This is a genomic window from Cobetia marina, from assembly GCF_001720485.1.
In the GTDB taxonomy this organism is placed as follows: Bacteria; Pseudomonadota; Gammaproteobacteria; order Pseudomonadales; family Halomonadaceae; genus Cobetia; species Cobetia marina.
The window spans coordinates 1,758,450-1,781,072 of the sequence record NZ_CP017114.1 but is presented as its reverse complement, the minus strand read 5'-3'; the positions used below and the strand labels follow the sequence as shown (position 1 = coordinate 1,781,072).

Sequence of the window (22,623 nt, the reverse complement as noted above, 5' to 3'; positions counted from 1 at the left end):
GACTGCCAGCCCTCCCTCCGCACACCGCACGGAGGCAAGGAGGAAGCATCCTGCTGTCTCAAGCCCTGCTGCATGAAAGCGCCATTCCCTGGAGTCATGGATAGGTAGGAGTTGCCTCTGGGCGTGCGAGCGACGTGCCATGACATCGAAGAAATCGAGAAATTGACTGCCTCACACCTTTATTTATGCAAATTCCCTTGATAAGAGCTGCTTTAAAATACAACAGATCTCAAAAGCAAAACAATCTCATTCATATTTCGCGCTGCGACTCTCCCCTAACCTTCTCCACTCACCTTCTCCCACGCACCCTCTCCCGACAGTGCCTCCGACACCCAAATGTGCGTCGCGATGACAAGCGCCAGGCAATCAACGCCAAAGGTTTGACAGTCACCGGGCATCTGTCACTAATGGTGGCCTATCCACCCAAGGAGCACGCTGCATGTTTCTGCTGATTCTCTTTGCCGCCATCGCCATCGGCATCTCGTTCATCTGCTCCGTGCTGGAAGCGGCGCTGCTGTCGCTTTCCCCAAGCTATGTGGCAAGCCTGCGTGAGCAACACCCCAAGCGCCATGCGGCGCTGGCCACCCTCAAGGACAATATCGACAAGCCGTTGGCCGCCATCCTGACGCTCAATACCATCGCGCATACGGTCGGTGCGACAGGCGTGGGGGCACAGGTGTCCGTCGTGTTCGGCGAGGCCTGGGTCGGCGTTGCCTCGGCGGTCATGACGCTGCTGATCCTGGTGGCCTCGGAAATCATCCCCAAGACCATCGGTGCCACTTACTGGCGTCAGCTTTCCCCGATGCTGCCCGGCGTGCTCAACATCATGGTCATCTCGCTCAAGCCGCTGATCTGGCTGTCGGAAATGATCACCTCGCGGATCGGCAAGCACTCGCATGACATTGATCTGCGTGGCGAGATCAAGGCGCTCGCACAACTGGGGCTGGAAAAGAAGGCGCTGGAAAATGATGAGCAACGCGTCATCACCAACATCCTCAACCTGCATGAGATGAAGGTGCGTGATGTGCTCACGCCACGTCCTGTCTGCCAGACGGTCAGCCCCGAGATGACCGTGGCCGAGTTCAATGACCAGTTGACGGTCTGGCCCTTCAGCCGCTACCCGGTGATGACCGCCGATGAAAGGACACTGGGCATGATCCACCGCGCCGATGCGCATCAGGCCGAACCCACCACTCCGCTCAAGGACCTGATGCGCCCGATCAGCGAACTGCACGCCGAAGACAACGTCGAACAGGCCTTCGCTCGCATGCAGCGCGAGCGCCAGCACCTGTGTGTCGTCTACGACAATCTCGGCAACTGGCTGGGGGTCATCACGCTGGAAGACGTGATGGAGACGATTCTCGGCGAGGACATCATCGACGAGACGGACAACGTGGCCAATCTGCGTCGCTTCGCCCGCCAGCGCTGGATCAAGCGCATCGGTGCCGCCCCCTCGACACCGGACGACGCCCGAGAGAGCTCTTCACAGAACGACACATCACCGACAGAACACAAGGCATCAACGGAGGACTCCAAGCCCGGCCAGTCGTGACATGGACTGCGCGAGCCCCGCGCGCGTCAGGCGTGAAACCACCGCCACACTGAACGACAGAAGCCCCGTGACAGCCAGACAGGAGACTGGCCATCACGGGGCTTCTGTGTCGAAAGGCATCGTGCATCGTGAGATGACGAGGATTCAGCTGGCCTTTGCCGTCTCCCTGGCCTTTTTCCGGACATACAAATGCACGGAACCGCCTTTGACAGGGCGTTGCCATTTGTCCAGATACTCCAATTGCTGAATCACTCCCCCCAGCTTGCTGGCACCATGATCCGCCGGCGTGAAGCCGGGCATCTTCTTTTTCAGGTAACTTCCCAGCGCTGACAGGGCCGTCCAGCCATCCGTCTGTGGCAGCTCGTTCAGTGCATTGAGGATATGCGACCTCAGCTGTCGCTGTGCCTTGGTCGGCTTGACGAGGGTGACCGTCTCGGCCGGCGGCTTGCTCGGGGGCTTCTTCACGACAGGCGACTTGCTCGAGGGCTTCGCCACGGCGGGCGTATCCGGCTCCCTGCGCAGACACTCGGTATGCAGGAAACTGTCACAGGCGGAAACGAAGGGTTGAGGGGTCTTGGCTTCCCCGAAGCCATGCACGCGCATGCCGCTTTCCCTCAGACGTGTCGCCAGGCGCGTGAAATCACTGTCCGAGGACACCAGACAGAATCCCTCCACATTGCCCGCATACAACAGATCCATGGCATCGATGATCAAGGCGCAATCCGTCGCGTTCTTGCCCTGGGTATAACGGAACTGCTGGATAGGCTGAATGCCATGGTGCAGAAGTGGCTCCTTCCAGGGCGTCAGGTTGGAGGTGGTCCAGTCCCCATAGGCGCGCTTGATGCTGGCGATTCCCAGTTTCGCGATCTCCGCCAGCAATTCCTCACAGACGGCGGCCTGGGCATTGTCTGCATCAATCAGTACCGCAAATCGATCTTTTCCCGTTGGTGACATGTCTCGCTCCATGATCTACGTCACAGGAGTCTCAAGGTCGCTCCTTGGGTCAATATGTCATGAATCCTGCAAGACAATCACTCGGTAAATCGTCGTTTACTCACGTACGCTGAGCTTCCTCTGCGTCAAACCCCGTGATCAAGGCATCCATCAGCACTCTCACCCGGCGCGGCAGAATCGACGTCTCCGGGCGGACGAGGAAGATGCTGGTATCGGCACCGTCACCACGAATGTCTTCCAGCAGCGGGATCAAGCGCCCAGAGGCCAGGTCATCGGCGATCAGGTAGTACGGCAGACAGGCAACGCCACGCCCTCCCAGACAGGCGGCGTGCAGGGTTTCCAGGGAGTTGGAGAGGAAGCCGCAGCGCATCTCGGGCAGTGACGTGAGTCCCCAGGCGTTGAAGCCACCGGGGAGATTCAGGATCAGGCTGACATGCTCCGCCAGATCCGCCACTGAGCGCGGCCTGCCATGTCTTGCCAGATACTCCGGCGATGCACAGATGACACGCTGATTGGTGGCCAACCGCCTGGCGATCAGGCCGGGCTCAGGCTTTGCGGTGCTGCGGATGGCCAGATCCATCCCCTCATGCACCAGGTCGACCACGGCATCCGTCAGGGTCAGATCCACGATGACCTCGGGATAGCGCTCCATGAAGCGCATCAGCAACGGCATTACCTGCAATTTCCCCAGTGCGTTGGAACACGAGAGACGAATGCGCCCCTTGAGCGCGCCACTACCTTCGGCAATCTCCTGCTCGACATGGCGCAGGCGCTCCTGCAACTCGCGCGTCTCCAGGGCATAGAGCTGGCCTGCTTCACTCAGGCGCATCCGCCGAGTGGAGCGAATCAGCAACTGGGCACCAAGACGCTGCTCCAGCTGCGCGATGCGCTTGCTGATCGCCGAGTGGGTAATGCCAAGCTGGCGCGCCGCCCCGGTGAAGGTGCCAGCGTCGACGACGGCGTGAAAGATGTTGAGATCTGTGTGCGTTTTCATATGTTCCATATGCTCACGAATACTGTGCGCGCACAACGGATTATCAGCAGTCACAAGGCGTGTCACCATGACATCAGTTCCTGAAATGACAGATTCAGTGCCACATTCTGTGTCAGGTAAAGTGCCAAACCCGTGCCAGGAGAGAGACATCCCCCATGACAGACCAGCCGACAGCTTCCGCCCTGTTCACGCCCTTCACGTTGCCAAGCGGCCGGGTGCTCGCCAACCGAATCGTCAAGGCTGCGATGTCGGATTCCCTCGGTGATGGCACGGGACATCCCAGTGAGGCACAGCTGCGCCTTTATGAGCGCTGGGCAGAGGGTGGCGTAGCGGCGTCACTAGTCGGTGAGGTACAGCCTGACCACCAGCATGCCGAGAAACCCGGCAATCTGGTGCTCAACGCGCAGTCGGATCTCGCAGCCTTCACGCAACTGGCCCAGCGCGGTCAACAGCACGGTGCAGACCTCTGGCTGCAGCTCGGCCACGCCGGCGCGATGGCCTACCCGCCGACCAGTACGCCACATGGCCCCAGCGCGCTGGATATCCCCGGGCTACGTTGCGAGGCCATGAGTCTGGAGGCCATCAAGGCCTTGCCTGCCGCCATGGCAACCACGGCGCGCCTGGCTCGTGACGCCGGGTTTGGCGGGGTTCAAGTACATGCCGCACACGGCTTTCTGCTCAGCCAGTTTCTGTCCCCCCTCTTCAATCAGCGCACGGATGACTACGGCGGTAGCCTCGACAACCGCATGCGGCTGATGCGTGAGGTGATCATTGCCGTGCGCGAGGCCGTTGGCCACGACTACCCGGTCATGGTGAAACTCAACTCCAGCGATCAACTTGAGGGCGGTTTCGAGGAAGCCGAAGCGCTACAAGTGATAGCAGCGCTCGATGAGCTGCCCATCGATCTGATCGACATCAGTGGCGGCACCTACTTCCCCGGCGCCAGCTCCGCGCCGGACGCCAGTGCCAGCGGCCCCTACTTCGTCGAGTTCGCCAGGCGTGCACGCGAGGTGACGACCCTGCCGCTGATGGCGACCGGCGGCTTCAAGACTCTGGCGCAGGCCGAAGACGCCGTGGCACAGGGCGCCGTCGACTTCGTCGGCCTGGCCCGCCCACTGGCGCTGCACCCGTCACTGCCCACGCTATGGCGAGCGGGAGAATGCCCCGCGCCAGAGTTCCCACGTTTCAGCGCCCCGCCGGAAGGCGGCGTGACCGCCTGGTATACCCTGCGCCTGACCCAGTTGGGCGAGGACCGTGAGCAGGAGTCACTGGGCGAACTGGAGACGGTGCTGGCCGACTATGAAGCCCGTGACGCCGCACGCGCCGAGACCTGGAACGCGCACTTCGCCGACTGTCTCCGCGACTGAGCCGCTTCTCGAAGTGGCCAGATACACGAACGCCGCAGCGCTGATGCTGCGGCGTTCATGTGACCAGCGCCTCAGACAGGGGCTCCCTTCAGAGGCGGCAATGAGGCTTCTTCAAGCGGCGCAATACACACCGACTGAAGGAGCCTCACTGCCACCGCTACCCCCTTGTTGCTTGCCATTGCGCTGGTAGCTGCCCTTGCCCTTGCGCGCCTTCACGACACGCTGCTTGAACATCGGGGTACGCAGCACTGCCTTGAGGGCGTTGTCCTGCACCTTGCGTTTGTGAGTCATGGTGTCTTCTCCTGTGGCCTCTCTGTCACCGGCCCAGTATACGCCCTTTCGCCATGCAGAGTGATCAACCTCCGCTTCCCCCTCGTCGCTGGTCTGGTGAGTGAATAGCCCCGCAGATCCTCTAGAAAATCCTCCAGCGAGGATCATTCGATAATCTGGCACCCTTTTCCCTTCTGATTTCTGTTCTTTCTCCATTCTCACGCCACTCACTACTCCGACACTACGTTCACATCCTTCTCACACCCTCATTTACTCCACACCTCAAAATCACGAGCGCCAACCTGCCTGACAAAGAGGATATTTTAGCCCAACACCCGTTTGACAAATTACGCATTGAAGAGACAGAAAATCATCCACTTTCCAAGCGGAATTGCAACACGTAAATCTTCTTTTTTTCTACACATAAAACACGCCAGACAACGCCATGGAAAACCACCACGACATAAAAAAGATGCTGTAAATCAATAATTTACTAAATAACTACACCAACCATGAGCCGATAAATCACATCCTTCATCCTGGCCATTCGGAAGAAAGACACAATCCACAAGGATCTTGCCACTAAAGCCTAAACACTCTCATGATCGTGTACACTTCATGCACTCAGAATCAACACCTCACATTTGAGATGACGCATCATTTCTGCGAGGATGCCTCACGTTCCGCGAGCAGTAGATGGCTCTCAAGGCAATAAAAAATACGCCTTCCGTGCTCAGGCTCAGCGAAATGACAGGTGGCCAGTCAACTGGATTCCTTACCTTTCCAGGCCACCCAAGCGCTGGATAATGCTCATTATTATCGCGATCCACTACAGAGGAAAAAGCACCTGGTCAACACGACATCCCGCAACGCGGGGTTCACGGAACACGACGTCTCATTACAGTCTCAACAGGAAATACCCATGACAAAACGCATTGCGATCATTGGCGCAGGGCCGAGTGGCCTGGCACAGCTGCGCGCCTTTCAATCTGCCGCTGACAAGGGTATCGACATTCCCGAGATAGTCTGTTTTGAAAAGCAGAGCGACTGGGGCGGCCTGTGGAACTACAGCTGGCGCACCGGTCTCGATCAAAATGGTGAACCCGTCCACGGCAGCATGTACCGCTACCTGTGGTCCAACGGCCCCAAGGAATGTCTGGAGTTCGCGGATTATTCCTTCGAGGAGCACTTCGGCCACCCGATCGCCTCATACCCGCCTCGCGCAGTCATCTTCGATTACCTCAAGGGTCGGGTCGAAAAGGCGGGCGTGCGCAAGTTCATTCGCTTCAATTGCCCGGTGCGCCATGTCAGCTTTGACGACACCCGCCAGCAGTTCACCGTCAGCGTCCATGACCAGCAGTCGGACACGGTCGTTCAGGAGCAGTTTGACCACGTCATCGTCGCTTCCGGTCACTTCTCGACTCCCAACGTGCCTGAGTTCCCGGGGTTCTCGGAGTTCAATGGCCGTATTCTGCATGCACATGACTTCCGCGATGCGCTGGAGTTCAAGGGCAAGGATCTGCTGCTGATCGGCAGCAGCTACTCTGCCGAAGATATCGGTTCACAGTGCTACAAGTATGGCGCTCGCAGCATCACCACCAGCTATCGCACCGCCCCGATGGGCTTTGCCTGGCCGGAGAACTGGGAAGAGAAGCCGCTGTTGCAGAAAGTGGACCGCGACACCGCCTATTTCCGCGATGGCACCCGCAAGAAGATCGATGCCATCATCCTGTGCACCGGCTACCTCCATCACTTCCCGTTCCTCGATGAACCGCTGCGCCTCAAGACAGCCAACCGCATGTGGCCGCTCGGTCTCTACAAGGGCGCTGCCTGGGAAGCCAATCCGCGCCTGTTCTATCTCGGCATGCAGGATCAGTGGTACACCTTCAACATGTTCGATGCCCAGGCATGGTGGGTGCGTGACGTGATTCTCGGTGAGATCGCGCTGCCCAGCCGCGAGGCCATGCAGGCAGACAGTCAGGCATGGCGTGACCGGGAAGAGACGTTGGACAGCGATGAATCGATGATCCGCTTCCAGGGCGATTACGTGAAGTCACTGATTTCCAAGACGGATTATCCGAGCTTCGATATCGACGGCGTCAATCGCACCTTCCTCGAGTGGGAGCACCACAAGCACGAGAACATCATGACCTTCCGTGACTACTCCTACCGCTCGCTGATGACCGGCACCATGGCCCCGCGCCATCACACGCCCTGGCTCGACGCGATGGATGATTCGCTGGAAGCCTTCCTGGCACAGCCCGAACGCGACACCCGCCAGGCAGGCAGTCAGACAGCCGCCGAACGCTCCCTCGCGACTGACAAGGCCTGAGTGACGGACAGGATCTGATTGACTGACGGCCTTGTGTCACCTGACATGTGACATCGGGCCCACAGAATGCACAACGCCGCGAAGCATGGCTTCGCGGCGTTGTGCATTCTGTGGTTGCGGAGCAAGAAGGCCCCGATGGATCAGAGGGTCTTCTTGCTGCGGAATGACGCTTTCTCATGGCGCAGGATATTGACGCTCAACGAGATGCAGACGCCAGCCGCGATCAACAGACTGACCGCCACCATCCCTGAATTGCTGAAGAAGAACGCATAGTTGGCAGCATGTACCGCAGTATCGACAGTTTCCATGACAAGACTCCTGGAGAAGAAAGAAAACGAATCGGCCCGTTCGCTCCGCCACTGGCTGGCAGCCAGACTTCAGGACAGATGGCAACGAACGCTGCAACAAACGAGCCAATCCTCATGCGGGTGATCGTCAGAACCGACTCAGCTGATATCGGGACGCTTGTCCATCGGTGCTGCCACTACCCCACCGGAACGTGCCGGAACGCTGGAAGATGACTCGGTTGCCATGCTCTCCGGGTAGGCCTTGGCCGGCACTTCGAACAGGTCCAGCCCGAGCACTTCGACATGCGGCGGCACGCGCAGCAGGTTGAACTTCTTGAGCAGATAGGCAACGCCCCAACCCGGCACGAAGCCCGTCACTGCCATCACCACCGCGCCTGTCAGCTGCCCGGTGAAGGAGACGTCCGGCACGCCTTCGCCGACATTCGGGAAGCCCGCGGCGAAGACACCCACCAGTACCACACCGTAGAAACCGCAGAAGCCATGTACCGCGAAGGCGCCGACGGAGTCGTCCAGGCCACGCTTCTCGAGCAGCGCGCCGATCTTCGGCATCAAGGCGCCACCGGTGACCGCCAGCACGAAGGCCAGGCCCGGGTTGTAGAGATCCAGCCCCGCCGCGACGGTGATGATGCCGCCCAGTGCACCGGACATGGTCCAGAAGGGGTCACGCGAGGACAGGTAGGCGCCGATCACGCCGCCACCGAAGCCCATCAGGGTATTGAAGGCGAAGGCCGAAAGGTTGGTGCGATTGCCGTAGATGGTGGTCCAGCCGATGTCACCGGTGTTGAAGATGATGCAGCCACCGAGGAAGCCGAAGAAACCGACGATGATCAGCATCAGCCCGATCAAGGTCATCGGCATGTTGTGCGGTGCGATCACCTGCGGCTTGCCATCGTCACTGTACTTGCCGATGCGCGCGCCCAGATTGAGCAGCACGCCCAGCGCAAAGAAGCCGGCCACGGCATGCACCACGCCCGCCGCGCCGACATCGTGGTAGCCCAGCTTGTGCAGCATCCAGCCATCCGGATGCCAGCCCCAGGCGCCCGCCAGGATCCAGACACCCGCACCGAGAATCACCGCCAGTAACAGGAAGGCGCCCAGGCGGATGCGTTCGATCACCGCGCCCGAGAGAATCGAGCCCGTGGTCGCACCGAACAGGGCAAAGGCCGCGAAGAAGATACCGGTGCCCATGTCATCGGCGTCGGGGCGCATGCTCGCGCTCCAGGGCAGTGCCGCGGAAGCCTCGATGGGAATCAGCCCGTTGGGGAAGGCGTTGTAGATCCACCAGCCCACGAAGTAGAAGGCGGGGATGATCGAGGCCAGCGTCAGCACGTTCTTCATGCCGGATGCCAGGGCATTCTTGGAACGGGAGGCACCGATCTCGTAGGCCAGAAAGCCTGCGTGGATCAGGAACATGATGGCGGTACACCACCAGTAGAACACCTCGATGTTCATCGCCTGGTGCATATCCAATATGCTTTGCAACGTCTTTTCATCCATCGTCTTTTCTCCTTTTCCGGGCCGGGTCTGCCACCGCATGCCTGCCGATGGAAACCCTGTCTGCCCGAAGGTTGTTGTTGTTTTTCAAGGGGGACCTGCTGAATAAAGCAAGCGACATGCCAGATGACCCCTGATGGCCACCTTCAGCAATACGTTGTTTTCATTGATATCTTCCCGAAATCGTGGACACCTCTTCACATATGAAGCCCGGAAATCACCACCTGGCAAGAGGGTGTTCGTTATTGAGGCAGGCAGGCGGCGTCCTGCACCGTGATATGACGTGAGTCGTACTGCATATACGGATCGTCACCGGCCAGCCTCACGCGCGAGGTCTCGGTCATGCGTCATGCATCACTCAGCTGCGCACCTTGAGACGCTCAGGATCATGGAAAGGCAATGTCACCACCTCGGCGACGAGACGCTTCTGGTGACCATCCAGCTGACCGATCTCAAGCTGCGTTCCGGGGCTTGAGAAATCCGGGGCGAGACGACACATGGCGATGGACTGGTTGAGCAAGGGAGAGCGGGTCGCGCTGGTGATCACCCCGACCGGATAGCGCCCGTGATAGACCAGATCGCCATGGCTGACCAGCTCGCTGCTGTCCACCCTCAGGCCCATGATCCGATGGCGGGATTCCGGCGTCTCGCGCTGCATGGCCGCACGCCCGACGAAATCATCCTCCTTGCTCTTCATCGGCACGGTGAAGCCGATGCCCGCCTCGTAGGGAGACGTCTGCGGGCAGAATTCATGGCCAGCGAAGATCAGCCCCGCCTCTATCCTCAGCATGTCGAGGGCATTCAGCCCCAGCGGCGCGATGCCATGCGGCTCACCGGCCGCCCAGATCGCCTCCCACACGGCCGGGGCGTCATGCGGATGACACCAGATCTCATAGCCCAGCTCACCGGTATAGCCGGTCCGCGACACCATCAGCGGGATGCCATTCGGCCCCGCCAGACGGCCGACCATGAAGCGGAACCAGCCCAGCGTTTCCACCTCCGGCTGGGTACGCGCATTCCAGATCAACGGCGCCAGCACCTCGCGGCTCTTCGGCCCCTGCAGCGCGATGTTGTGCAGCTGATGGGTGGAGTCGCGCACCGTGACGCGATAGCCCTGCTGCTCTGCGAGATCCCGCAGCCACTGGCCGCTGGCCGGATCACCACAGATCCAGCGGAAGGTCTGCTCGCCCATGCGAAACAGGGTGCCGTCATCGAGCATGCCGCCGGTTTCCTGACACATGGCGGAATACACCACTTCTCCGATGGAGAGTCGGCGCACGTTGCGGGTCAGCGCATATTGCAACAGGCGTTCGGCGTCCGGTCCGGCGACCTCGAACTTGCGCAATGCGGAGAGATCCATCACCGCGACCCGTTCGCGACAGGCGAGATACTCCGCCTTGGCCCCCCATCCCTCGTAATGGGTGGCCAGCCAGTAGCCGTGGTAATCGATGTACTGCTTGGTCAAGGCGGAGGTGCAGGGATGGAAGGCGGTGGGCAAAGTCATGCGCGGCAATTCCTCGGGCCGGTTGCGATAGGCGATACCGCGGGGGAAGTCATGTTCAGCGGCGTAGATACGCACATGGATATCGGTCGGCACCCAGCCGTTGGCGGCGTCGATGTCGTCCGGACAGGCGGATGAGGCACAGATGAGGTCACGGTCGGCGCGCAGCAGCACATAGTCGCCGGGTCGTGACCAGGGCTCATCCACCGCCAGGGTGCCGCAGGGCTGTACCCAGGTATTGAAGAAGAAGTTGATGGCCGGCCAGCTGGCACGTTGTCGGATACCATGAGACGCCGACAGGGCATTGTTGAAGTTGACCGTGCAGCTGTCGTGACCGAAGTAGCCGTGGTGTTCGTAATACTGCGGCGAGCAGGCAAGCATGAAGCTGTCATGACGTCCGACCGTGTCCTGAATCACCTCGAGCATCGGATGCAGGTGCTGATCAAAGAACACCGAATACAGTCCCGGATTGGGCATGCAATGCCCGGACAGGCTGCGCGTGGCGCCGGCATCCAGCCCCAGCTCCTCGCCCTGTGCCCAGGCAGTGGCGTCGAAGGCCACGAAGTCGGAGCACTGACGCCCCGCCACATCGATGATCTGGATCCACTCGCCCTGCTTGACCTCATAGACCTCGACCGTCCCCGCCGCGACTCTCGTCTCCTGGCGGATCGGCGCCAGCGGCACCGGCAGATGTTCCAGCCCCACAAGCCCGGTGCAGAAATGGGACACCTCAAGCTCGGTGGCCAGCCGCTCTCCTTCTATCGTCATGTCACTGCCGGGGGCCAGCAGAATCAGGCGTGCGGCAGGCGCTTCCAGCGGCCAGCGAATCTCGGCCGGCAATCCGGCCGCTGACAGGCGCTGCCAGTACGCTGGCGGGCAATGCGCGACTCCCAGCGCCTCCAGGCGTGCCTGAGTGTGCGGACTCCTGTTGCCGGACGTCTCCTGCGCCTCACTGGCCTGAGGCTGACTGGCGAAGGCGTGATCTCCCTGGCTGACGACGCTCGCGAAGTGCGCAAGCGACGCCTCGATTGTCGTACCTGCCCCCTTCACCACTTCGCGGGAGCTTTCCCCGCTCTGCTGTGCCGCATCGGCGGCTTCATCCCCCGTGGCCTTCAGTGCCAGCCACTCACAGGACTGCGCACCGTCCACGGATGACACCTGCACGCTATCGCCGGGCGACAGATCAAGTGCCAACACCTCCAGGCCGGCGATTCGGTAACGATACGGCTGGCTCGGGGTGGCAGCGGGTATCTCGACTGCAAGTCCCATCCTGGTGATACCTCTTGTTGTCATGGCAGGCGAGCCAGTCGAAGGAAGTGCTCGAAGGGCAAGCCTGGATCAGATGTGCCTGGATGGTGCATGACCCCTTGCGTCGCGCACCACGTTCTTCATGGTTAATTAAATTTACTCTCAGTAGATACGACGACAATCCATCAAGAGAGGTACCCATGAAGGAGTAATCCATTCGCTGGCATGAAGCTTGCTGGTGTGACACTCGAATCAGGGCGCGCCGCAGGGGCGACGAAACGACAGAGGAACTCGCATGGCACTCAGTCTCGGCGCATCGAAGACAGGCAAGGCGCCTGCATCGCAAGGGATAGCGCATCGCCTTGATGTCCAGCGCGCACGAGGCTGTCCCGCCGATGCCGAGACTCCCGTTCGCCCTGCTGCCATCCCGCCGCCTGATCTGCGTGACAGACACCACCTCGATGCCATCACCTTGCGCATCGCTACCTGCGCTGACCTTGAGGAGGCGTTGCCATCCTTGCTGAGAGAGCTGCTGGACATGCTGAACGGCTGTCCTGAAAGCGGCACGGCGCACTCCGCGACTGGCGAACTCAGTGTCGTGCATCGCGCACCCGGTCAGGCGACCCATGCGGTGATTTCCCCTGTCGGCCTCGCTCTGTCAGCCGCTGCGCGCCAGAGATTGCAGGAAGTCGTCAGGGATATCGCTCGCGATCCCGGCGCCCGACAGCAGGCGTCAGGCATAGCCGGCACGCCAGGTGGCGTGCTGATCGCCCTCACGGACGCCGCTGACAGCGGGGAGACGGGCAGAGGGGCGACGGGCGATGACTGGTTGTGGCTTGGAGAGCCGGCAGCCCCAGCCCCCTCCCGCGAGACACCGCTGGCACACGCCGTCATCGACGCTCTGAGCCGTGGCCTGGCATTGCAGCAGCAACAGGCGCGTCACGCCGAAGACAGGCAGGCAGCGGTGGCGCAGGCCCTGAAGAACGAACGCCGACAACTGGCGGCGGAGCTGCACGACACCCTCGCCCAGGAATTGAGTTACCTGCAGATGCAGAGCGCACGCCTGACACGTGCCGCCCGCCATGCGCCACAGGAGGTGCAGGCACTGGCTGAGGAGGTGCATACCCAGGCCCGGCGCACCTTCCGCCAGACCCGTGAACTGATCAATGGCGCGCACGCCACCTGGGGAGACGCGCCGCTTGCCTGTGTGCTGGAGGCCTTGATCGAGGAATTCGAGACCCGTTCCAGCATGGTGTTCGAGCTCGACAACCGCATCCAGTCACTGCACCTCCCCGATGCCCAGTCCCTGCAGGTGATGTTCATCGTGCGGGAAGCGATGACCAACAGCGTGCGCCATGCCCGGGCCACCCACCTGCGCCTGCAACTGCTCTATCAGTCCTCTGGGCCGCAGCCGGCGGCGCGGGTGTTGCTGACCATCGAGGACAACGGCTGCGGGTTCGATCCCGCCGAAATCCCCGCCGCGCATTTCGGACTGGGCATCATGCAGGATCGCGCGCGCCACCTCGGGGCCGAGTTCGCCATCACCCAGCCCCGCCAGGGCGGTACCCGCGTGACACTGAGCTGGGAGCGCCGCGACACATGACCGCGACACGACAGACACCCTCGTCACCCTCGACGCACCCGACACGTCAGACACTCCCGACAAGAGTGGTACTCGTCGACGACCATCCGCTGTTTCGGCGCGGGCTTGCCGAGCTCTTGAGTGAAGGTGGCCTGTTCGAGGTCGTGGCCGACTTCGATGATGGTGCGCATCTGCTCGAGCGCCTCCCCACCCTCGCCCCCGAGCTGGTGATCGTCGACTGGCAGATGCCGCAGCTTGATGGCCTGACCCTGATGCGCCATCTCAAGCAGCGTGATGCCGCTCTCAAGGTCGTACTGCTGACCGCCTCCGACGACAGCCGTCACCTGCTGGATGCCATCCAGCAAGGGGCGGATGGCTACCTGATGAAGGACACCGCCCCCGAACGCATTCTCGAGCGCCTGCAGGCCGTCATCGACGGCAAGCTGGGGTTGGAGGAAGAGACCTTGCTGCTGCTGGCCAGGCGCCTGCAGCAGGACCACCGCCAGCGCTCGGCACGCGAACATGCACCGCCGGAGGGTGGCGTTCCCACGCCGAGTTCGGCCATGCCGCTGATCGAGGCGACAGACGCTGCCCTGGCTGACGGCATGGCTGAGGCCGAGACGGCGGACTGGCATCGCGGCCTGACCGAGCGTGAGCGCGATACCCTCAAATGGATCGGGCGCGGCCTCAGCAACAAGCTGATCGCGCGCGAGCTGGGCATCAGTGACAGCACGGTGAAGGTCTACGTCAAGAATCTGCTGCGCAAGCTGGATCTGCATTCGCGACTGGAGCTGGCCGCCTGGGTCTACGCCCACCCGCTGACGCTAGCGAGAGATGCCAGCCGAGCGCCCGCCGAGGACGCGACAAGCGCCAAAGAGGCCATGACACGGGCCGAAAAGGAGAGCCTGAGATGATGCGCTTTCTCGAACAGTTCGCCTCCGCCTCGACTGCCTCGCCCTTCAGCGCACAGGCGATTCTCGACAGCCTGAGTGATGCCGTGGTCGTGGTGGATGCTGACAGCACGCTGCTCTATGCCTCGCGTGGCTGGCAGGCCCTGAGCGGACACCTGCCGGAAAGTCAGCGAGACATCACTAAAGCCATCTCCCGGGGGCAGACCACGGAGCTGGTCGCGCCCCCTCAACGCCTGCGGGAAGCACTGCACCCCGCAGATCACGCCCGCTGGGACGTGCTCGCCCGCCACGTGTCACGCCGTGAGCGGCCTGACTGCTGGCGATTGCGCATTCTGGGGCCGGACCACCACTATCGCTGGTGTGAAGTCCGTAGCCAGTCGCTCTCGCTGGCCTCGCCCTGGCCCGCCACGCTCACTCTGCATGACATCAGCGAGCGCGTGCAGCAGGAGCAGATCGACGCCGCCAACCTGCGCAGCCTGACGCGCCTGATCAAGGGCCTGCCCGCGATGGTCTATCGCGCGCGCAACAACCGCCACTGGTCGATGGAGTACATCAGTGACGGCTGCCTGGCCATCACCGGACTCAGCCCGCGCGACCTGCTCGATCATCCCTCCCTCACCTACGGCGACATGATCCACCCCGAGGATGCCGACCGCGTGTGGGACCAGGTACAGGCCGCCCTCCAGGCACACACGCCCTTCACCCTTGCCTACCGCATTCGTCACCGCGATGGCGACGTGCGCCGGGTACAGGAAAAGGGCCATGGCATCTATTCACCTGACGGCACGCCACTGGCCGTGGAAGGCATCATCTTCGCCGTCGACACCTCGGACCTGGCAGGGGATTCCGCATGATCCGGTGGGTATGGCACCGGCATCGCATACTCCTTTATGGCTACCCTTTCCGAGCAATGTGCAGCCAGGTCACATCTCGCTAGCCTGTTTCGTTGTCAGTGTTTCTCGACGTCATCACGTCACGAAACCTCAGGTAACGCATCAAGACACAACAAGAACAGGATGGTATCCATGACCCAACGTATCGCGATCATCGGCGCAGGCCCCAGTGGACTGGCTCAATTGCGCGCCTTTCAATCCGCTGCCGACAAGGGCATCGAGATCCCCGAGATTGTCTGTTACGAGAAGCAGGATGACTGGGGTGGTCTGTGGAATTACAGCTGGCGCACCGGCCTGGATGCCCACGGCGAGCCGGTCCACGGCAGCATGTATCGCTACCTGTGGTCGAATGGTCCCAAGGAGTGTCTCGAGTTCGCCGACTACTCCTTTGAAGAACATTTCGGGCGCCCTATCGCCTCCTACCCGCCGCGCGCCGTGCTGTTCGACTACATCAAGGGGCGTGTCGAGAAGGCTGGCGTGCGCAAGTACATCCGCTTCGGCTGCCCGGTGCGCCAGGTCACCTTCGATGAGACTACCCAGCAATTCACGGTCAGCGTGCATGATCAGGCGCTCGATCTGGTGACCAGCGAAGAATTCGATCACGTCATCGTGGCTTCCGGGCATTTCTCGACTCCGAACGTGCCGGAATTCCCCGGTTTCGCGACCTTCAATGGCCGCATTCTGCATGCGCATGATTTCCGCGATGCACTGGAATTCAAGGGCAAGGATCTGCTGTTGCTCGGCAGCAGCTATTCCGCGGAGGACATCGGCTCGCAGTGCTACAAATACGGCGCGCGCAGCATCACCACCAGCTATCGCACCGCCCCGATGGGCTTCAAATGGCCGGACAACTGGGAAGAGAAGCCGCTGCTGGTGAAGGTCGATCGCGATACCGCCTATTTCAGTGACGGCAGCCACAAGCGAGTCGATGCCATCATCCTGTGCACCGGCTATCTGCATCACTTCCCGTTCCTCGAGGAGTCGCTGCGCCTCAAGACTGCCAACCGCATGTGGCCGCTGGGGCTCTACAAGGGCGTGGTGTGGGAAGAGAATCCGCGCCTGTTCTATCTCGGCATGCAGGACCAGTGGTACACCTTCAACATGTTCGATGCCCAGGCCTGGTGGGTGCGCGATGCGATTCTCGGCACCCAGACACTGCCGGCGAAAGCGGCGATGCAAGCCGATAGCCAGGCATGGCGCGAGCGTGAGGAAACGCTGGATAGCGACGAGGCGATGATCGTCTTCCAGGGTGACTACGTGAAATCGCTGATCAGCGAGACCGACTACCCGAGCTTCGATATCGATGGCGTGAATCGTACCTTCCTCGAGTGGGAGCATCACAAGCACGAGAACATCATGACCTTCCGCGATCACGGCTATCGCTCCTTGATGACCGGCACCCTGGCGCCCAGACATCACACGCCGTGGCTTGAGGCGATGGATGACTCGCTGGAAGCCTATCTGGCCCAGCCGGCCGAGGCCGAGGCGCCATCCGACGAGGAGTCAGCTGCTCAGGCGACGACCACGCCGCTGGCCTCCTGACGCTTTCTGGTCACCTGACGCTCTTGTGAGAAGGAGCTGCGCGGACGACTTGCCAGGCACCAGGCGGAGGGGCTCCCTCCGCCTTTTCATGGCCAGAAATATCAACAAAAGCTCATATAGACTCGCATTCATGCAACGCATGTCTTTCGCTGGCGATTGAACGCCTCATTTCCCCGACACCCCACAAGGACGCCCGATCACCATGCGCATCACGCTCTATTTCCTGATCTCGACCCTGTGCGAAATCGGCTGGGCCACGGGCCTGAAGGTCGCCGACACTCCCCTGGAATGGGCACTGACGGTGCTGCTGGTCATCATCAGCCTGAGTCTGGTCACCCAGATCGCCAGGGCACTGCCCGCCAGCACCACCTACGCCATCTTCGTCGGCCTGGGCACGCTGGGGACGGTGGTGACTGACCTGCTGTTCTTCGATCTCGAGTTCCAGTGGTCCACGCTGGGCTTCGTGGTGCTGATGCTGATCGGCATCATCGTGCTCAAGACGGCCCCCGGCGCGCCCGGCCACAAGCGGACTCACGCAAGTGCCACACCACAGACCACCGTCAGTGAATGAGCAGGAGGGATGACATGGATTGGGTCTATCTGATCGCCGCCGGCTGCTGTGAAGTCGTCGGCGTCACCGGTTTCAATCAATACGCCAACCACCGCCGCCGACGGGGTGTGCTGCTGATCGCGCTGGGCTTCAGCGCCTCCTTGAGCCTGCTGTATCTGGCCATGGACACCATCAGCCTGGGCATCGCCTATGCCGTATTCTCCGGCATCGGCACCGTGGTCAGCGCCATCATCGGGGTGCTGTTCTGGCGGGAGCATTTCTCGTTTCGCCGCATGGCCTGCATCGGCCTCATCGTGCTGTCGATCGTCGGCCTCAACCTGACAGGCGGGCATTGATCATTGCCATTCGTGCAATGACCAATTGCCGTCAGGTGCCTTTTTCTGTCGTCGGCAGTGCACTAGCCTCTCGGGCAACATTCGTGATCATGCCATTCAGGAGTCTTGCCATGAGCCTGTCCTTCTACGCCGTCAGTCACGAGCGCGGCTTCTCTCCCACGCCCCTGCCCATCTGGACGGACAACGGTGACGTGTCTGACCTCTTCGAGACCGAGGCGACGCCAGAGGTGGTCCGTCAGGAGGTCGAGGGTGTCCCGGGCGCCTTCCAGCTGCTCAATGTGCTGACGCCTGCCGAGGCCGACAACTTCGTCGCCGCCCTGGAGGAAATGGGCTTCGAGGAGGATGCGCCCGTCTCCCTGCCGCGTTCGGTGCGCCACAACCACAACGTCAACTGGGTCGTCAGTGACGCCATCGATCAGGTCATCTGGGCGCGCTCGGCGCCACTGGTGACCGAGCAGATCCAGGGCGAGGGCGCAAAAGGCATCAATGCGCGCTTTCGTGTCTATCGCTACGAGGCCGGTGACTTCTTCAAGCCGCATACCGATGGTGCCTGGCCGGGCAGTCGCGTCATCAATGGCGAGATCGTCCAGGACGCCTATCCGGGCCTGATGAGCCAGTACACCTTCCTCATCTTCCTGAGCGATGGCTATACCGGCGGGCGCACCGAGTTTCTGGTCAGCCGTCGCGACCCCGAAAGGCCTGCCCAGTCACGGGACGACATCCAGACAGTCTCGGTCGCAACGCCCAAGGGTGGCGTGCTGTGCTTCCCGCATGGCTCGCACCCGCAGCACTGCGTGCACGCAGGCGAGCCGATCCGCGATGGTGCCAAGTACATCATCCGCAGCGATATTCTCTACTGATGACCACCTGCCGAGAACCTGCTAGCGACCGGCCAGCCACTCGCGGCGGGCGAGCAGGAAGTCGACCCAGGCACGCACGCGCGGATTGTGCTGATTCTCGCGCGCGAAGACGACATGGATGCCAGTGTCGAAATCCGACGACGTGACCTGATGGTCCTCCAGCACCGCCACGAGGCGTCCTTGGTCCAGTTCTTCACGGATGGCCCAGAGCGGTTGCACCACGACACCAGCTCCCTCGAGGGCTGCCTGGGTCAGAATGTCGGCGTTGTTGGTACGCAACGCGCGTGCTCGCGCCGAGATGCGGTGCTCCCGCTCACCCTGCACCAGCCGCCAGTGATGATTGGCGGTGGTATAGCTGAAGGTCAGCAGGCGGTGCCGCTCCAGGTCCTCAGGCTGACGAATGGGCGGCTGGGCACTGAGATAGGACGGCGCCGCGGCCAGCACGAAACGCTGGTCACTGATGTGCCGTGCGATCAGACTCGAGTCTTCCAGATGGCCGATGCGGATGGCGACATCGAACTGCTCCTCGATCAGATCCACACGCTGATCACTGCTGACGATATCCAGCGCCACCTCGGGGTAGCACTGCATGAATTCACTCACCAGCGGCGCAAGATAGAGGCGCGAATATCGCCACGGCACCGAGATGCGCAGCGGTCCCGCGACTCGCTCACTCAGCGTCTCGAGCTCATCCGTCAATTGAGCCACCTCGCCCAGGATGGCACGGAAACGGATCACGGCTCGCTCACCGGCAGGCGAAAGCCGCACATGGCGCGTGGTGCGCACCAGCAACGGCTCGCCCAGCTGTCGCTCCAGATGATTGACGTGACGCGTCGCCGTGGAGCTGGCGATCTCCAGCTCACGCGCAGCCGCATTGAAGCTCTGATGCTCCGCCACCTTGAGGAAGGTGCGCAGTCGTTGGGTCAGTTCGTTCATGGCTCTCCACAGTGAATCCGCCTTTCACGTCGACACCGGACCTTGCGCCCGATGGCATTCGCCGATGCCGAGCATAACACCCTCGCCATCCGGGCTTCGCAGCGGCCACTTTCACTTGAGGCGGCTTTGCATATTAGCGGTTGCCTAACGCTTGCCTGCCACGGATACTGTATATAAATACAGCCATGACAGGAGAGCTTTCCATGACCGCCTCTGCCCCCCTTGCCACTCACGAGACGTTGGCTCGCCCTCATCCCGCTCCTGCGCCATGTGAGCTGCCATACCCCCACATCACGGGGCGTGCGGGAATTTCCGGCTTTCCGTCACCGGCCGAGGATTACGCTGGCCGGACATTGGATCTCAACGAGCGGCTGATCAAGCGTCCGGCAGCGACCTTCTTCATGACGGTGGCAGGTGACAGCATGGAAGGCTTCGGCATCTACGAGAATGACACCCTGGTCGTGGATCGCTCCATCGACGCCCGCCCCGGACATATCGTGGTGGCGCTGGTCGAGGGCGAGGTGGTGGTCAAGCGCTACGAACTGATCGGCCAGCGGCCGTATCTGTGCTCCGGCAATGCCCTGTATCCGCCGGTGGCCATCGTCGATCTCGAGTGTCAGGTCTGGGGGGTGGTGCGCTCCGTCATCCACGAATACGCGGTATGAACGCGCCGATGATCGGGCTGGTCGACTGCAACAACTTCTACGCCAGCTGTGAGCGAGTCTTTGATCCGCGCCTGGAAGGCCGCCCCGTGGGGGTGATGTCCAACAATGACGGCTGCGTGATCGCGCGCTCTCAGGAACTCAAGGCGCTGGGCATCGAGATGGGGACCCCGGCCTACCAGCTGCAATCCCTGGTACGCGAGGGACGCATCCACCTGCTCTCCTCGAACTATGAGCTGTATGGCGACATGTCGGCGCGCGTGCGCGACGTGCTGGAGGAATACAGCGCGGGGGTCGAACCCTACTCCATCGACGAGATGTTCGTGCGCTTCGATGGCTTTGACCGCAACGCGATGCTGGCGCTGAGTCGTACCCTGCACCGCAATGTGCGCAAGTTCACCGGCATCCCGGTATGTGTCGGCGTGGCCCCCACTCGTACCCTGGCCAAGCTGGCCAACCGTACCGCCAAGAAGCGGCCGGAATTCGGCGGCGTCTGCGTGCTGGAACCTGCCGAAGTCGGCACCCAGCGCCTGCTGGAAGACACACCGCTGGGCGATGTCTGGGGCGTGGGCCATCGCCTGGTCGAACGGCTGGCACTGCAAGGGCTGCATACCGCCTGGGACCTGCGCTGTGCGGACCCGCGCGCCATCGGTCAGCGCTATTCCGTCGTGCTGGAGCGCACCGTGCGCGAGTTGCAAGGCACGCCCTGCTTCGAGATGAACGACCCCGATGATGCCCGTCAGCGCATCATGACCTCGCGCTCCTTCGGCCGCATGACCGATGACATGAATGAGCTCAAGGATGCCATTCGCCAGCACGCCCAGCGCGGCGCCGAGAAGCTGCGCCATCAGGGCAGCCAGACACGTGCCGTGCTGGTCTTCCTCAAGAGCAACCGCCACCGCCCGGATCTCCCGCAATACTCGCCCAGCACCATCATCGAACTCCCCGAACCGACCAGCGACAGCCGCGAGATACTCGCCGCCGCCCATCAGGCGCTCGAGCGTATCTATCTGCGCGGCTATCGCTTCATGAAGGCAGGCGTGATGCTGCTGGACCTCATCGACCAGCCCCGAGAGCAGCTCTCGTTGCTCGACAGCGAAGCCGATATCGCCAGACGAGAACGCAACCAGCAGCTGATGGCGACACTGGATGCGATGAATCAGAAGATGGGCCGTGGCACCGTGCGTCTGGGCGTCGCGCGCCCGGATGCCGCCTGGCAGCTGCGCTGCGCGCATCGCAGCTCACGCTATACCACCCGCTGGCAGGAGCTGAAGCGACTGGGGAGCCCCCCTCGGCTCCCTACAACGCCAGGCGCGACGCAAGAAACTCGACAAAGGCACTGATACGGGGCGAGAGCGTGCTGTTGCGGTAGTACACCGCCTGGATCAGCTCACGCGGATTGGGCGACTGGACCTGCCCCGGCAGCACTTCCACCAGAGCGCCCGACGCCAGGTCATCGGCGAGCATGAAGCGGGAGATCAGCGCGATGCCGTGGCCGGCCAGGCATAGCTGGCGCATGACTTCACCGCTGGAGGTGGAAAGGTGCGGCGTCGTTTCCAGCTCCCGGGGCGCACCCTTGAGTGGCCAGCGATTCAGGCGACTGGGCGGCAGGAATCCCAGCAGGCGATGCGACGCCAGCGCCGCGACGCTCGTCGGCGTGCCATGCCTTGCCAGATAAGCGGGGCTGGCGACCAGGTGCAGGGTCGAGCGCCCCAGTACCTTGGCGTGCAGGGTCGAATCCTCGAGCTCGCCGATGCGAATGGCGACATCGGTGCGCTGCTCCAGCAGATTGATGATGTCGTCACCCGCCGAAAGCTCCAGGGAAATGCCGGGATAGCGACGTTCGAACTCTCCCACCAGCGGCACCAGCTGATGCAGGACGAAAGGACTGGCGGCATCGACCCGCAGACGGCCGCTGGGTTGATCACGCTGCTGACGCAAGACGTCTTCGGCCTCGCTCAACTGCTGCAGCCCTTCCCTGATGCGCTCGACGAAAGCACGCCCCTCGTCCGTCAGGGCGACGCTGCGAGTGGTACGAGTCAACAGCGGTGTCTCAAGCTCGCTTTCCAGCCGCTGGATGGCCCGCGACACCTTGGCCACGGGCACATCCCGCTGCTTGGCGGCAGCACTGAACCCTCCGCTGTCGACCACCGCCAGCAACCATTCAAGGTCTTGTGAGCGACTGCGCATGATGAAACTTCTCCCAGAAGACGATGGCCCTTGTCAGACCTTGATGACCACTTGTTCGGCCCGTATCTTTGCAGAAATCGCAATGATCGGCACCTGTCAGGCACTTCTTGCACCACAATCA

20 protein-coding genes are annotated in these 22,623 nt (G+C 61.8%); 12 read left to right on the top strand and 8 right to left on the bottom strand.

The window, feature by feature from the left end:
- The first annotated feature begins 439 nt into the window (after positions 1–439).
- Positions 440–1,552 carry a CNNM domain-containing protein gene (locus BFX80_RS07545; RefSeq protein WP_084208453.1) on the top strand — a complete coding sequence of 371 codons (1,113 nt, stop codon included), beginning with the start codon at positions 440–442 and terminating at the stop codon, positions 1,550–1,552.
- Between the two features lie 144 nt (positions 1,553–1,696).
- Here the strand turns inward: BFX80_RS07545 and BFX80_RS07540 are convergent, their stop codons facing one another.
- Positions 1,697–2,506 carry an NYN domain-containing protein gene (locus tag BFX80_RS07540; RefSeq protein ID WP_084208452.1) on the bottom strand — a complete coding sequence of 270 codons (810 nt, stop codon included), beginning with the start codon at positions 2,504–2,506 and terminating at the stop codon, positions 1,697–1,699.
- Positions 2,507–2,606: 100 nt separating this feature from the next.
- Positions 2,607–3,500 (bottom strand): LysR family transcriptional regulator, encoded by an 894-nt coding sequence (locus tag BFX80_RS07535; RefSeq protein ID WP_084208451.1) that lies wholly within the window; start codon positions 3,498–3,500, stop codon positions 2,607–2,609.
- 155 nt (positions 3,501–3,655) lie between these two features.
- On the opposite strand from BFX80_RS07535, the gene BFX80_RS07530 reads away from it, so the two are divergent.
- Complete coding sequence (locus BFX80_RS07530; RefSeq protein WP_084208450.1) at positions 3,656–4,867, top strand: oxidoreductase; 1,212 nt, start codon at positions 3,656–3,658, stop codon at positions 4,865–4,867.
- A 111-nt stretch (positions 4,868–4,978) separates the two neighbouring features.
- On the opposite strand, the gene arfA is transcribed toward BFX80_RS07530, so the two are convergent.
- Positions 4,979–5,158: an alternative ribosome rescue factor ArfA gene (gene arfA, locus BFX80_RS07525; RefSeq protein ID WP_077371234.1), complete on the bottom strand. Its 180-nt coding sequence runs from the start codon at positions 5,156–5,158 to the stop codon at positions 4,979–4,981.
- A 901-nt stretch (positions 5,159–6,059) separates the two neighbouring features.
- Here arfA and BFX80_RS07520 point away from each other — a divergent pair.
- Positions 6,060–7,469, top strand: coding sequence for an NAD(P)-binding domain-containing protein (locus BFX80_RS07520; protein ID WP_084208449.1), 1,410 nt, complete (start codon positions 6,060–6,062; stop codon positions 7,467–7,469).
- Between the two features lie 140 nt (positions 7,470–7,609).
- Here BFX80_RS07520 and BFX80_RS17810 read toward each other — a convergent pair whose 3' ends face one another.
- The 3 genes from BFX80_RS17810 to BFX80_RS07510 form a co-directional block, all read right to left on the bottom strand.
- Positions 7,610–7,777, bottom strand: coding sequence for a hypothetical protein (locus tag BFX80_RS17810; protein ID WP_157109453.1), 168 nt, complete (start codon positions 7,775–7,777; stop codon positions 7,610–7,612).
- A 138-nt stretch (positions 7,778–7,915) separates the two neighbouring features.
- On the bottom strand, positions 7,916–9,274 hold the full coding sequence (locus tag BFX80_RS07515) for an ammonium transporter (protein WP_077371230.1): 1,359 nt from the start codon (positions 9,272–9,274) through the stop codon (positions 7,916–7,918).
- Between the two features lie 355 nt (positions 9,275–9,629).
- Positions 9,630–12,041 carry a DUF1989 domain-containing protein gene (locus BFX80_RS07510; protein WP_084208448.1) on the bottom strand — a complete coding sequence of 804 codons (2,412 nt, stop codon included), beginning with the start codon at positions 12,039–12,041 and terminating at the stop codon, positions 9,630–9,632.
- A gap of 274 nt (positions 12,042–12,315) precedes the next feature.
- Here BFX80_RS07510 and BFX80_RS07505 point away from each other — a divergent pair, with 274 nt between their 5' ends.
- From BFX80_RS07505 to BFX80_RS07475, 7 genes are all read left to right on the top strand, one after another.
- The gene (locus BFX80_RS07505; protein WP_084208447.1) at positions 12,316–13,623 is read left to right on the top strand and encodes a sensor histidine kinase; all 1,308 of its coding nucleotides are present in this window, start codon (positions 12,316–12,318) and stop codon (positions 13,621–13,623) included.
- Positions 13,620–14,516 carry a response regulator gene (locus BFX80_RS07500; RefSeq protein ID WP_084208446.1) on the top strand — a complete coding sequence of 299 codons (897 nt, stop codon included), beginning with the start codon at positions 13,620–13,622 and terminating at the stop codon, positions 14,514–14,516. The genes BFX80_RS07505 and BFX80_RS07500 overlap by 4 nt, the downstream gene beginning before the upstream one ends.
- Positions 14,513–15,367, top strand: a complete 855-nt coding sequence (locus BFX80_RS07495; RefSeq protein WP_084208445.1) for a PAS domain-containing protein — start codon at positions 14,513–14,515, stop codon at positions 15,365–15,367. The genes BFX80_RS07500 and BFX80_RS07495 overlap by 4 nt, the downstream gene beginning before the upstream one ends.
- A gap of 171 nt (positions 15,368–15,538) precedes the next feature.
- Positions 15,539–16,948 carry an NAD(P)-binding domain-containing protein gene (locus tag BFX80_RS07490; protein ID WP_084208444.1) on the top strand — a complete coding sequence of 470 codons (1,410 nt, stop codon included), beginning with the start codon at positions 15,539–15,541 and terminating at the stop codon, positions 16,946–16,948.
- Between the two features lie 202 nt (positions 16,949–17,150).
- Entirely contained in the window at positions 17,151–17,519 is a 369-nt protein-coding gene (locus tag BFX80_RS07485) for a DMT family transporter (protein ID WP_084208443.1), read from the top strand.
- Positions 17,520–17,533: 14 nt separating this feature from the next.
- Positions 17,534–17,854, top strand: a complete 321-nt coding sequence (locus tag BFX80_RS07480; protein WP_084208442.1) for a DMT family transporter — start codon at positions 17,534–17,536, stop codon at positions 17,852–17,854.
- Positions 17,855–17,964: 110 nt separating this feature from the next.
- A complete protein-coding gene (locus tag BFX80_RS07475) occupies positions 17,965–18,714 on the top strand; it encodes a 2OG-Fe(II) oxygenase family protein (RefSeq protein ID WP_084208441.1) in 750 nt (249 codons plus the stop codon).
- A gap of 21 nt (positions 18,715–18,735) precedes the next feature.
- On the opposite strand, the gene BFX80_RS07470 is transcribed toward BFX80_RS07475, so the two are convergent.
- Positions 18,736–19,650, bottom strand: a complete 915-nt coding sequence (locus BFX80_RS07470) for a LysR family transcriptional regulator (RefSeq protein ID WP_084208440.1) — start codon at positions 19,648–19,650, stop codon at positions 18,736–18,738.
- A gap of 203 nt (positions 19,651–19,853) precedes the next feature.
- Between BFX80_RS07470 and BFX80_RS07465 the strand changes: the two genes are divergently transcribed.
- Positions 19,854–20,315, top strand: a complete 462-nt coding sequence (locus BFX80_RS07465) for a LexA family protein (RefSeq protein WP_176503848.1) — start codon at positions 19,854–19,856, stop codon at positions 20,313–20,315.
- Between the two features lie 8 nt (positions 20,316–20,323).
- Positions 20,324–21,655, top strand: a complete 1,332-nt coding sequence (locus BFX80_RS07460) for a Y-family DNA polymerase (RefSeq protein WP_084209677.1) — start codon at positions 20,324–20,326, stop codon at positions 21,653–21,655.
- On the opposite strand, the gene BFX80_RS07455 is transcribed toward BFX80_RS07460, so the two are convergent.
- Complete coding sequence (locus tag BFX80_RS07455) at positions 21,612–22,502, bottom strand: LysR substrate-binding domain-containing protein (protein WP_084208438.1); 891 nt, start codon at positions 22,500–22,502, stop codon at positions 21,612–21,614. The genes BFX80_RS07460 and BFX80_RS07455 overlap by 44 nt on opposite strands.
- Between the last annotated feature and the right edge of the window lie 121 nt (positions 22,503–22,623).